9 protein-coding genes are annotated in these 13,158 nt (G+C 36.9%); 6 read left to right on the top strand and 3 right to left on the bottom strand.

Features of this window, described 5'->3' with window-relative positions; genetic code table 11:
- A partial coding sequence (locus K6G87_RS06065) for a glycoside hydrolase family 38 C-terminal domain-containing protein (protein WP_296834976.1) occupies positions 1-1,593 on the top strand: 1,593 nt, incomplete at its 5' end.
- Here K6G87_RS06065 and K6G87_RS06060 read toward each other — a convergent pair.
- Positions 1,583-3,397 (bottom strand): sensor histidine kinase, encoded by a 1,815-nt coding sequence (locus K6G87_RS06060; protein WP_296834974.1) that lies wholly within the window; start codon positions 3,395-3,397, stop codon positions 1,583-1,585. The two genes, K6G87_RS06065 and K6G87_RS06060, sit on opposite strands and share 11 nt — an antisense overlap.
- A 15-nt stretch (positions 3,398-3,412) precedes the next feature.
- Complete coding sequence (locus tag K6G87_RS06055) at positions 3,413-4,981, bottom strand: response regulator transcription factor (RefSeq protein ID WP_296834972.1); 1,569 nt, start codon at positions 4,979-4,981, stop codon at positions 3,413-3,415.
- 172 nt (positions 4,982-5,153) lie between these two features.
- Here K6G87_RS06055 and K6G87_RS06050 point away from each other — a divergent pair, with 172 nt between their 5' ends.
- The 4 genes from K6G87_RS06050 (at position 5,154) to K6G87_RS06035 (ending at position 10,840) form a co-directional block, all read left to right on the top strand.
- Entirely contained in the window at positions 5,154-6,557 is a 1,404-nt protein-coding gene (locus tag K6G87_RS06050) for an ABC transporter substrate-binding protein (RefSeq protein WP_296834970.1), read from the top strand.
- Between the two features lie 65 nt (positions 6,558-6,622).
- Positions 6,623-7,540, top strand: a complete 918-nt coding sequence (locus K6G87_RS06045; RefSeq protein ID WP_296834968.1) for a carbohydrate ABC transporter permease — start codon at positions 6,623-6,625, stop codon at positions 7,538-7,540.
- Between the two features lie 27 nt (positions 7,541-7,567).
- Entirely contained in the window at positions 7,568-8,431 is an 864-nt protein-coding gene (locus tag K6G87_RS06040) for a carbohydrate ABC transporter permease (RefSeq protein ID WP_296834966.1), read from the top strand.
- A 9-nt stretch (positions 8,432-8,440) separates the two neighbouring features.
- The gene (locus K6G87_RS06035) at positions 8,441-10,840 is read left to right on the top strand and encodes a hypothetical protein (RefSeq protein ID WP_296834965.1); all 2,400 of its coding nucleotides are present in this window, start codon (positions 8,441-8,443) and stop codon (positions 10,838-10,840) included.
- A gap of 58 nt (positions 10,841-10,898) precedes the next feature.
- Here K6G87_RS06035 and K6G87_RS06030 read toward each other — a convergent pair whose 3' ends face one another.
- Positions 10,899-12,023, bottom strand: a complete 1,125-nt coding sequence (locus K6G87_RS06030; protein WP_296834963.1) for a DUF362 domain-containing protein — start codon at positions 12,021-12,023, stop codon at positions 10,899-10,901.
- A gap of 371 nt (positions 12,024-12,394) precedes the next feature.
- On the opposite strand from K6G87_RS06030, the gene K6G87_RS06025 reads away from it, so the two are divergent.
- On the top strand, positions 12,395-13,158 hold a 764-nt coding region (locus K6G87_RS06025; RefSeq protein WP_296834961.1), incomplete at its 3' end, for an alpha/beta hydrolase fold domain-containing protein.

The raw sequence follows: 13,158 nt of genomic DNA, 5'->3' as shown, positions 1-13,158 counted from the left end.
ATGCCCAAGACTGAACATATGACAGCACATGAGTTTCTTCATAGAAATCTTGAAGGCAATAATAAGCTCGAAACATGGGATGGAGAGCTTTATCTTGAAATGCACAGAGGAACCTTTACAACAAAATCAGTATTAAAGCGTTATAACAGAAAGCTTGAAGCAAAGATAAGAACTGCTGAGATTCTTTCTGTTATGAGAAAACTTGATAATAATAAGGAATATCCTCAGGATGAGCTTGAGAGACTTTACAAGAAGATGCTTGTAAACCAGTTCCACGACATTCTTCCTGGAAGTCATATAAATCCAGTATTCAAGGATGCTATCAAAGACTATGAAGATGTTGAAGAAGGCCTTGATAAGATAATAGATGAAAAGGGACAATACTATTTGAATACACTTAATGTTCCTTTTGAAGATGTTACATTTATTGCTGATGAAAAAGGAGATATAACAAGAGAAGGAATAAAGGGCTATTATACATATCCTAAGGTTAATGGACTTGAAGCTGTTAAGATCCTTCCTTTTAAGTCATCTCAGGATTCAAAATGGATAAAGGTTACTGGATCAGAAGATAAGCTTGTTATAGAAACCCCTTTATATAAAGCTGTTTTAAATAAAGACGGAAGCTTTGCAAGTCTTTACGATATCAAAAGCAGTAGAGAATGGGTAGATGGAGCCTTTAATAAACTTCATCTGTATCAGGATGTTCCGGGAATGTATGATGCCTGGGATATTCTTCCAAATTACAAGGATGTGGAATACGAATTTACTGTAGTTAACCCAATCAGACTTTGCTATGCAAATGATACTGTCGCTGAGTTTGAAACTGTATTAAGAACACCTGAAAACAAGGCTAAGCTTAGTCCAGCCAAGGGACTTAGCACTTGGAAGATGAAGATCAGATTCTTTAAGGAATCAGGTTTTATTGAAGTAGAGCATGATGTTGACTGGGATGAAAAACATAGACTTGTAAAAGCAGAGTTTTCCTGCAACATCCTTTCAAGAGAGCTTATATGTGATACAAGTGCCGGATATATTAAGAGAGAAACTCACAGAAATACAAGCTGGCAACAGGCAAGATTTGAAGTGTGTTCTCATAAGTGGTGTGATTTTGCTGAAGAAGGCGGAGGAATAGCACTTATAAATGAAGGCAAATACGGACTTGGAGTAGAAGAAAAAGGCATGTCTATAAGCCTCTTAAGATCAAATATAAGACCTGATGTAATGTCAGATATAGGACATCATAGCTTTTCTTATGTGATTCTGCCGCATGAGGGCAATCATGTTGCTGCAAGTATCAACGAAAAGGCGCTATGCTATAACACACCGCTTGTTAAAACAGATTCTGATATTTCTGTTAAGGATATAGTCCCAGAAACAGCGCTGTTTGACGGGCTTATTCTTCAGGCTATGAAAATGTCAGAAGATGGTAAGAGTATTGTGATAAGGCTTTCTGAACAGGACGGAAGAAGAGGCGTTATAAGGCTTCCAAGAAAGGTTTTCGTCATGAATATGCTCGAAGACATAGAAAAAGAGACTGATGAAATATCATACAGTCCCTTTGAGATAATTACTATAGCCATCAACCTTTAAAATGAAGAACAGATTCTTTATTTATAGTAAATTTAATTGAATTTCTGTAATATGGAATAGAATCTATACTAAAATTAACATTTTCTTTTCCATAAGTATTTACAAGTCTATAGTAGACGTTGTGAAGACCAATATGCCGCTGCTGATCATCTTTACCATTAAGCATGATAGCAGCGGTTTTGTCTACGTCAAAACCGGATCCGTTATCTGCAACTTCAATAGTAAGATTGTCATTGTCGAGCACAAAACTTATTTCAAGAGTAGGTAATTGAATAGGTATACCTTCACTATCTATTCCAAAGCCGTGACGGATACTGTTTTCTAAAAGAGGCTGTAGTATGGTCTTAGGAACAAGAGTGTCACTTAGTTCAGGTGCTACCTGATGTATGAAGTTAATATCTTTGCCAAACCTTTTTTCCATCAGATGTACATAGGCATTGGCATGAGACAGCTCCATAGGAATAGATATGTAATCGTCCCCATAAGAAAGACCTATTCTCATGTATTCTGACAGATACTGAATCAGGTCTGCCGCATTATCGCTGTTTCCTTTTCTTACTTCTGACTGTATGGCATCAAGAGAATTGTAAAGGAAATGTGGGTTGACCTGCTCAGAAGTTCTGAGCATCTGAGCCACATACTTTTCTGATTCCTCTTTTTTGATCTGCTCAATCTGAAGCTGTATTGTGTCATACATTTGATTTATGGCCTTATTGAGCTTTCCAATCTCATCATTTGTTTTAAAAGTCTTTTTATTAGTATAGGTTCCCTGTTCTATCTCTTTAACAATAGCTGCCTGAATCTGTATTGGCTTGCTGATATAACGAGATAAGAGAATGGATATGACAGCAAGGATCAGGATTACAAACAAAATAAATAAAATGAATGAATTTAAGGTAATGCCCGTCGCTGAAAAGAATGAGGTGGGCATAGTGTGATACAACAGAAGGAGCCTGGCATTTTCTATAGGGGTGAAATACCAAAAGTCTTCATTATCATTATTGCTTACAGACTCTTCATAGCTTATAGATTCCGGAGCAAGAGCAGAAAATATATCACATATATATGTTACCTGATCTTCATCTGAAGGAGCATTTAATAGGACTCTGTCTTTGGAGAAAAGGAAGAATTCTGACCCTTCAGTGTTCTGATTATCAATAGACTGACTGGTAACGGCTGACGTTAGCTTATCGTAGTCAAGATATACTATTACATATATATCTGTATAGTCTTTATTATTGGTAATAGTAACATAATCTTTGTAGTCAGTAGACAAAGGATATACAATTGGTATAGTACGTGAGCTTTTATGTATAGGACTGGTTCTTTCAGAAAGCCAGGTAATACCCTGAATCTGAGAGAGATCCTCATCTGTAAGCAGCGTTTGAATGGACATGGATGATGACCAGTTATAAGAAAAGACATTTCCTGTTTTTGGAGCGTAGGCCATCGTGGAATCGATAATATAATCAGATACCTGCAGATCTGACAGATAAGACTGTAAATCTTTTTGTTGAAGGTGAATAGTCGACTCTTCATCCTGTTCTCTTAAAAGAAGAGATGCAAATTCTTCTGTACCAAAAATGGATACAAACCTTCTTGTTATCACTTCATAGTGCATGCTTAGGGACTCTGAAGCCGAAGTGGCCTGGGCATAGGACTTTTTATAAAACCATTTGTCATTTCTTCCTGAATAGATAAGTAAAGACAATGCTCCTATAAAAAATACCACAGCCATAATAATGACAAAAAGGTACAGGCTTATTTTTTTGAATAATGGTTGATCCTGAAATTTAAGCTTCATTATAACTCCATAATGTTAACTGTTCTGAAAATCAGATGGTGTGCAGCCATACACATTTTTAAAGGCTCTTGAGAAGGATCTGTAGTCACTATAACCAAGTGCGTCAGCAACTTCCATCACTGTCTGATTATCCGATCTTAGAGCTTGAGCCGCATATTCCATTTTGGTCTGCAATAGGAAATCTCTTAAGTTGGCTCCGGTTTTTTCTTTGAAATATGTTGCAAAATATGATGGAGATAAATGCACACTTCTTGCAATGTCTTCAAGCTTTATATGCTTAGCGATATTCTCTTTGATGTATTTTTGGGCATTCACAACAATATCATCATCTATGCCACTTATATCAACACGTTTTTCTGCCTGTGGATTTGAATATCCATATATGGCATCAACAAGATCCGAAAGCTTACAAAATGTGTTACATAGCCAGTCAATGATCTGCTGGGTATTTGCGCACTGGTACAGTTCCTGACTGCTTGCAAAATCGTTGATGTTTTCCTGCATTATGTTCGAAAATTCTTTTTGAATCTGTGCAAAAAGAGCATAACACATACTGTATACATAATTTGGAGGTGGCATCTTAACGTATAAAAGACTGTTAAAGAAGTCATTGCAAAAGCTTTTTATAGCAGCTTTATCTCTTTTGACAATATGTTGAACTAAAGGAAGGCAGTCAATTTCCTGTAGCCTTAAGGTAGGCGCAGTTGTACATATAACTTCGCTTGGGAATATGCGAGAGTTTGTTTCAAACAGCTTATAGCTTAGAGCTGTCATAGCTCTTCCGTATGAATAGGAAGCATTTGTAAGCTGATTGACTATGTCTCCTATGCCTATAAGAGGCTCAGGATAGCCGTTACTTGTCATAGTATCGATGATCTTCATTGCCAGATGAAAAGGTGTTTCTTCTGATATGTTAAAAAGAGCTGCAAGTTTTACAGAATCTATTTGCCAGAAGACATGACTAGTATTTGAAAATGTGCCATTTAAAACATGTAACATTTTTTCAGGTTCTTTGATTTCGTTATCATACTGAAGGACCATCATGTAACAGTTACCAAATCCTATGGACAGATCAAGACTTTGAAGAAAGCTGCTGATAGATGAAATATCACTGTATTTACCTTCTATAAGTCTGTTAAAGTAATTGTCTATAAGGTGCTGAGTGTATTTTTGATTAACAGGAGTCTGACTGTATTTGGAATGTTCAAGACATATCTGACCTATCTGATTGTTTAATTCTTCAGCATTTACAGGCTTTAAAAGATAAGCCTTAGCACCCTGTGCAATGGCCTGCTGAGCGTAGGAGAATTCACTAAAGCCGCTAAGAATTATAAAATCTGTACTTATGCCGTTGGCTCTTGCTTCTCTTATCATATCAAGGCCGCTCATTCCGGGCATATTGATATCTACAACAGCAAAGTCCGGCTGCCATTCAAGAAGAAGCTTAAGAGCTTCAACACCGTCACTTGCAAGCCCTACAAGCTTTATCTGAAATCTGTCAAAATCAATTATATTCTGTAAACCGCTCAATACTGACTGTTCATCATCTACTAAAATAGCGGTGATGGTTTTGCTTTCCTGCATTTTAAATTTCCTCCGCCCAATAATTTTATCACATCTAAAAAAGTGTTACATGTCGACTTCCAAAAGAATGAAAAAGTGTTACATACTAAGTTGAAAAAGTCCTTTAGACTAAAAAACCAAAATGATAACATTTATCTATCAGATGGTTCATATAGCAAAAAGGAGGGAAACTATGAAAAAGAAAATCATCAGCGCGATGCTTGCAGGAACAATGGTTCTTTCACTTGCAGCATGCGGACAGGAAGCTACATCAACTTCCACAGATTCTTCAACAGGTGCGCAGGAAACTGCTACATCTTCATCTGAGACTGCTTCAGAAGATGGTATAACAATTACAATGTGGACGAATGATCGTCACGATATGGATTATATCCAGGAAGCAATTGATACATTTAATTCCACTAATACTGATGGCATCACAGTAGAGTTCCAGACTATAACAGATAACTATGCAAACCAGATTCAGCTTGCATATCAGGGCGGAACAGCACCTGATATCGTAACAGGTAACGGATCTGATATTTCCATCAACAATTTTGCTGACACAGGAATCGTTATTCCTCTTAATGATTACATTGAAGCAGATGAAGAATATCAGAAGGTCAATGACCCATACAATCACATGTATGAAGGCTACAACGTTAAAGATGGTAACATCTACAGCGTATATTCAGGAGTTCGTTCAGGTGTAAGAGTTGAATATAATACATCACTTATCACTGAAGAGATTCCTTCAAAACTTTCAGATTTTGTAACACTGGCACAGGAAGTAACAGATGAGGGCGCAGGTTCCTATTATGGAATCGGTCTTACATCATCAGGTCCTTTTGGAAGACTTCTTGAAGCTTCAGCACAGATGTCAGGAATTACTCCTTATGACTATGTAAACGGTAAGTTCGATTTCAGCGGATTTAAAGAAATCGTAGAAATAGGTAAAGGTCTTGTAGATGCATCATATCCTGATCAGCAGGGCGTTGATAACATGAGAGCCCTCTTTGCAGAAGGCCAGTTCGCACTTTGGAGCAATGCTTCTCAGGAAGTATCAGTATTTACTAATCAGATCCCGATCACAGAATTTGAATGGGGTGTTGCAGAAGTTCCTACACTTGATGGAACAGTAACAGGTGCCCTTAACATGGTTCCTCAGAAGGGTTATTACATTCTTTCATCAAGTCCTAATCAGGAAGCTGCATGGAAAGTAATCTCTTACCTTCAGTCAGAAGCAGTACTTAAGACATATCTTGAAAATGGATATTGTCTTCCTATAACAGATTATATGTCTGGTATCGTTGATTCTTCACAGACCGGCAGAATGGCAGACTTTGCTACACAGGATTACGAAGATGTATATCCTCCGGCACCTGCTATCAACCTTACAGGCGATGATTATGGAACAGTTCTTTGGAACGCTGTAATGGGTTATGTAGATGTTGATGAAGCAATTGAAGACCTTAACACAAGATATAATGAAGCACTTGAAGCAGACGTTGCATCCGGAACAGTTAAGAGACTTGTGATCAAGGATTATGATCCACTTCACCCAAGTAAGGGAACAGCTGAGTATCTTTCAGAGTAATACTTAATAACATGAAAGGGGATCTTAACAGGTCCCCTTTTATTAAAGAAGAGGGCGGCAATAGTATGAAAATTTTAAAAAAGTTTAAGCCAGGCGGATCTCATGAAGGACTAGCTTCGTTTTTGATGCTACTGCCTGCAATTATTTTCCTGTGTGTTTGTTCAATATATCCTTTTATATGGATATTCAAATATATTTGTTATAACTACAACGGATTTACAGCAACATATACAGGCTCAGCCAATTTTGAGAGAATGCTTTCAGATAAGACATTCTGGATGAGCGTAGTACATACCTTTGAATATGCTTTTTATAAGCTTATCTTTATAATTCCACTTGCCCTTATAATTGCAGTTATACTTCATACAAAGATAAAAGGAGCTAATTTCTTCCGTGGAATTTACTTTATGCCTACAGTTATAAGTTCTTCAATTGCAGGTATGATCTTTACATTTATTTTTGCGACTAAGAATGGTATTTTAAATTCTTTACTTGAGACTTTGCATATTATATCATCGCCAATCCCGTGGCTTACAGGTACAGATGTAGTAATGGCTGCAGTAACTATACTTGCAATATGGGGAGGCTTTGGTAATTACATGCTGTATTTTACATCAGGTATGGATTCCATATCCAATGATGTATATGAATCAGCTAAGATAGATGGAGCAAACGGTGTACAGACATTTTTCTATATAACACTTCCTATGCTCTCACCCGTACTTAAAGTAGTACTTATGCTTGCTATAACAGGTGCATTTAAGGATTATGAGGCTATCATGGTTCTCTCTGATGGTGGTCCTGGTAATAGATCAATGGTAATGTTCCTGTATATTTACAGAATGATATTCGGATCAGCAACTTCCTCATCTGCAATTCAGATTGGATATGGTGCGCTTCTTTCAGTAGTCGCTGCTGTAATAGTTGGTATCGTGACTGCGATTTATCTTTTTGTATCTAGAAAGCTTGATGAAGTAGTCTAAAGCAGAAGACTAAAAGGAGGAAAGAAGATGGAAGGACGTGCGGTTGTATCCACAAAGGGAAAGATAATACATGCAATTATATGGCTTTTATTGGCATTTCTCGCTGTTGCAACAATCTTCCCTGTTTTATATGTAGTATTTGGTTCATTTAAAGAAAATGCTGAACTTTTGGTTGGAGGAAGTAATATTTTTCCTACCAAATGGGTAATTCAGAATTATATTTCAGCCTGGAATCAGGCCAACTTTGCAGTATATACCAAAAATAGTGTTTTTCTTGCTCTTGGAGTTATGATCGTATCTTTGGTTAATTCCAGTATGGCAGGATATGTATTTTCAAGAAGTAAGTTCAAGATCAAAGAACTTGTATATGGAATCTTTATTATGTTCATGTTCATAAATGTGGGATCTGTTTCATTAAGACCTATGTATGAACTTGCAATAAAGCTCCATCTTAATACTTCACTTCTTGCAGTTATTTTAATATCTGCAGGTGGTGGTCAGGCAACTTATATATTCCTTTGCAGAGGATTTGTAAATTCAATTCCAAAAGAACTTGATGAGGCAGCTAAGATTGACGGATGTACATTCTTCCAGACATTCTATATGATCATCCTTCCTCTTCTTAAACCTGTAATGGGAACCATTGCACTTCTGTCTTTCAGACAGGGATGGAATGAATATATACTTCCTCTTGTATTTACAATGACCAATGATTCCAAGAGACCACTTACTGTTGGTGTTAACATGTTAAAGAATGCTGGTGATGGTACAGCGGCCTGGAATATAATGTTTGCCGGCGCTACTATAGCTATTATACCTATGCTTTTGATATACTGTATATTTAGTAGGAACTTCATGAGCGGAATGACAAGCGGTGCAGTAAAGGGATAATACGTGAATATGAGTTGGGAATTAGGATATGAAGGCTTTATATGTCAGTACATGGTTTCAAGACCTGAAGTTACTGATTATGAAACAGATATAAAGGACAATGATCAGTTCAGACTTGAAAAAAGACTGAGAGAGGATGTAGGACAAGAGCTTGATCATAACGAAGCGATTTGTGATGACTTTACTATTGCTATTGAAAGAAATAACGGTTTTGTTAACAGGTCAGCCTTTTATTCAACTCTTAAGAAAATAAAGATGCAGGTATCTACTGTACTTGTTTTGGACAAAGATATTACAGCCACTATAAGACTATGGTCTTATATGGCTGTAAGTCTTTTTGTTAATGGAGAAGCTGTAGGTCAGATAGATAAGCCTGTATATAAACCGATTCAATATGTGGACCTGAATATCAGTCTTAAAAAAGGTGAAAATGTCCTGATCCTTAATTGTATAAATCTTGGAGTCAGAGATACCAGAAATATAGTTGGAATACAAATAGTAGATGGCGCTGATCATATTAAAGTCACCCTTTATGATAAGTCTTTAAGAGATGAAGTATATGATAAATACAATTATCTATACGGTATAAAGACTGATGGTAAAAGACTTATGCTCGGAGATAAGAAAGTTTGTATTTCCTATTCCAACAGAAGTATGGATTATGAAGAGCGGTCTTCGAACGAAGAGATAGAAGCAACTGGAAGTTATACTGTTCCTGATGATAAAGAACTCGTTATGATATCACTTCGATCCGATGATCCTGACAGGAAATATACTCTTAACAGAATTATAGAGTTTGATGATGCCTGCAGATCAGTCTATGAATCGAATGAAGAAAATAAAGATACCAACAGATATTTAAAGCATATAGCAGATATTAAATCTGCAAACAGAGGAGAATTTGGCTTTTCTATAATGAATATTCTTGCAAGAAAGGCTCTTAATATCTATGACATTAAAGATAGAGACCGGTTACTTAAGGATCTTGATCTTATTGAAAGAAGAGTTGATTGCTCGGATTTTCTTATCTGTGGTTTGATCAGATATCTTAAGAACTATGAGATAGATGAGCAGCTATCTTGTAGGATCAAAGAAGTACTTTTGAACTTCAGATATTGGATGAATATGGACGGAAGTGATGGAATGTGCTTTTGGAGTGAGAACCATTCCCTAATGTTCTATTCATGCATGATGCTTGTAGGACAGATGTATCCTGATGATATATTTGTAAGAGCCCACATGACAGGTGAAAAGCTTAGTAAATACGGCAAGGGTAAAGTAGAAGACTGGCTTTTTGATGTGGAAAAATACGGTTTTGAAGAGTTTTTAAGTGCAACGTATTTAAATGTGACCTTTGCAGCCCTTCTTAACCTGGTCGATTATGCAGATAAGGATATATCTAAAAGAGCTACATTGTTATGTGACAAAATGCTAAGACAGTTATCTATCCATACCTTTAAAGGGACTATGATAGCTCCAATGGGAAGAGTATATAGAGGTGCTATAAGGCCATATAAAGAAGGCGACCAGGCAATCGTTCATTGTATAGATAAAACAGCACCGGTCACCATAGGAGAAGGCTGGCTTTCATATCTGTCAACAAGTAAATACAAGTTTTCAGATGAGTTTAAAAATCTTATGCATGAAGATGCTGATATTTGTTATAGTAGTGGAAATTCTCTTATTATGCTTAAAAAGACAAAGGATTATTGTCTTACGTCTGTACAGTCAAAAAGAACAGATGATTTTAAAAGATGGGAAAATGTAAGAATAAGTGCAGTATCAGGCAGATCTGATATTGATACTCATGAATATCTTAAATCAGCTAATGAGAGTTTTCATGGGACAACATTCTTTGAACCAGGTACATATGGATATCAGCAGCATATGTGGTATGCTGCGCTTTCTGGTGAAGCTGTCATATTTGTAAATCATCCTGGTGCCATGTCAGAAGATTCCGGTATGAGACCTGGTTATTGGCATGGTAACGGTGTTATGCCGGCATTATGTCAAAAGGGAAGTATTCTTGGAGCTGTTTATAATATTCCCAAGAATCATCCTGTAGGATTTACACATATCTTTTTGCCTGAAAATAAATTTGATGAAGTCATCAAAGAAGAAAATTATATATTTGCAAGAAAAGATAATGGATATATTGCCATATGGTGTAGCGATAAGCCCGAAGAATACATGGACAGGCTTATAGGCTGTGAGCAGAGGATATATTCAAGGTGTCATGCATATGCTGTTATATGCGGATCTTCCAGCGAAGATACTGATCTTGACAGCTTTATAAGTAGGGTTAGAAAGCTTGATATATCTTTTTCTAAAGAGCAAAAAGAACTAAAAATAGGTGAACGCATGCTTGTAAAATGGTACCAGAGTAAAGATGAGACACAGGTTATATAAATAATAAACCTCCGCCAGGATGAAAATGACATCTTGGCGGAGGTTTTAAAGTCGATAATTATTTCATTACAACGAGTTCGTATTCTCTTGATCCAACACCTATTTTCTGAGCATGTTCAAGTGTCTCAGCCCAGGAAACATTAGGATTACTGTTATGCCATACATCTCCATGATCATGGAAGTGCTCCTTGGCCATATTATCGCCAAGCTGGCTGTTTCTGATAGGTTCTGCTTTCTGACAAAGGTCAACGCAGGCCTGATCAAGAGCAACTGGATCAAAGGATGCAAGCATTCCTATATCTGGAAGAATAGGAGCGTCATTTTCGCCGTGACAGTCGCAGTTAGGTGATACATCTGTAATTAGACTTATGTGGAAGCAAGGTCTTCCTGAAACGACAGCTGCTGTATACTCAGCCATCTTTCTTCCGAGCATCTGAGGTGCATCTGCGTTATCATTTTCAATAGCATCAAAAGCACATGCTCCTATGCAGCGGCCGCATCCTTTACAAAGCTCAGGATCTATCCATGCTTTATTGTCTTTATAGCTGATAGCATCAGATCCGCATTCTCTTGCACATCTATGACAACCTTTGCACTTATCTGTTATTACATGTGGATGTCCGCTGTTATGCTGTTGCATTTTACCGGCACGGCTTCCACATCCCATACCTATATTCTTTATAGTTCCGCCAAAGCCTGCCTGCTCATGACCTTTAAAATGGCTAAGTGAGATAAAAATATCTGCGTCCATTATGGCTCTTCCAATATAGGCTTCCTTGCAGTATTCACCATTCGGAACGGGAACGATTATGTCATCTGTTCCCCTAAGTCCGTCAGCAATTAGGATCTGACAGCCTGTTGTAACAGTATTAAAACCGTTGATATTAGCACAGTCCAAATGTTCTAGAGCATGTTTACGGCTGCCGGGGTAGAGCGTATTACAATCTGTAAGAAATGGTAAGCCTCCAAGCTCCTTGACAACATCTGCAACAGCCTTGGCATAATTAGGTCTCAAGAATGCAAGGTTACCAAGTTCTCCAAAATGCATCTTGATAGCTACAAATTTGCCGTCCATATCAATAGTATTAATTCCAGCTGTCTTAATAAGCTTCTGAAGCTTTGCCGTAAGGCTGACTCCAAGAACAGTCCTGAAATCGGTAAAATAAACTTTTGATTTCTCCATTTAAAATCTCCTATCTGTTTTGCCAATTGCGTTACTGATATAAGCTATTATATTTGCCCTTATAATAGCTTTTTAAAGCTGCTATATCAGTTTACTTTCGTGATCATCTTTTTTAATTTATTAAGATGAAGTTGTCAAAAGATTTTTTTGACACTTGTCATATCACATTTAAAATATACTACATTAAAGAGCTTAATAATATAAGTATTTTTAAATAAACTATGAAAAAAAGGTATGTTTATAAGATGAGTTCATTAAACTTCCCGACTTTAAGTCATCTTTTTCACTGCATTTCTTGTTGACACAAATAGATACCAGACCTATAATTGCAGATTGTGGGGTTAGCAACCGCTAACGAAGGAGAATGAGTGATGACTAGTATTAGGTACAAAATGGTAGAAAGTCTTTTTCGTATGCTAAAGGTCAATAAGATGCTGGCAAAAGAAGGCAGCGATTTTGATAAGATGCTGAAAGACTTTTCTGAAAAACAAAAGAAAGATCTTAAAGTTCCCTATAAAAAACTTGAAAAAAATTTTGATATTAGAACAGAGGATATAGCTGGTACACGCTGTTATATTATTAAAAAGAAGAACTCTGATCCAAAGGTTGCTGTGTTATATCTTTTTGGAGGCGGATATATAATGCCTCCTGATCCGGGTGATATAGTTTTATGTAGTCAGATAGCAGATAACTCAAATGCTGAAGTATGGTTCCCAATGTATCCTATGGCGCCCGATCATAAGCTTGTAGAGACACTTTCAAGTTCGATTCTTGTTTATAAACACATATTGGATAGGTATACAAGTGATAATGTAAGATTCTTTGGTACATCATCAGGCGGAGGACAGGCTCTGTCATTATGCAGTTATATTAAGCATAAAGAGAAGGATATACCAATGCCAGGAAAGCTTGTGTTACAATCGCCTAGAGCCCAGGTTCCACCAAGTAGAGAGCAGAAAATGAGAATGAAGGAACTCGAGAAATATGATGTGATGATTCCAATAGGATTTTTTGATAATATTGCGCCTGTCCTTGCAGGTAAAGATGATGCTTATCTTCTTAGCCCTATTCTTGATGATATGACAGGATTTCCAATGACGCATGTCTTTTATGGAACACATGAAGTAATGTACGC

Source organism: Butyrivibrio sp., assembly GCF_024699075.1.
This window is presented reverse-complemented; position numbering and strand designations above follow the sequence as displayed.

Excerpts from the sequence above, each read along its gene's own strand:
- K6G87_RS06060 (WP_296834974.1), bottom strand. The coding sequence starts at position 3,397 with ATGAAGCTTAAATTTCAGGATCAACCATTATTCAAAAAAATAAGCCTG.
- K6G87_RS06050 (WP_296834970.1), top strand. The coding sequence starts at position 5,154 with ATGAAAAAGAAAATCATCAGCGCGATGCTTGCAGGAACAATGGTTCTT.
- K6G87_RS06055 (WP_296834972.1), bottom strand. The coding sequence starts at position 4,981 with ATGCAGGAAAGCAAAACCATCACCGCTATTTTAGTAGATGATGAACAG.
- K6G87_RS06040 (WP_296834966.1), top strand. The coding sequence starts at position 7,568 with ATGGAAGGACGTGCGGTTGTATCCACAAAGGGAAAGATAATACATGCA.
- K6G87_RS06035 (WP_296834965.1), top strand. The coding sequence starts at position 8,441 with ATGAGTTGGGAATTAGGATATGAAGGCTTTATATGTCAGTACATGGTT.
- K6G87_RS06030 (WP_296834963.1), bottom strand. The coding sequence starts at position 12,023 with ATGGAGAAATCAAAAGTTTATTTTACCGATTTCAGGACTGTTCTTGGA.
- K6G87_RS06045 (WP_296834968.1), top strand. The coding sequence starts at position 6,623 with ATGAAAATTTTAAAAAAGTTTAAGCCAGGCGGATCTCATGAAGGACTA.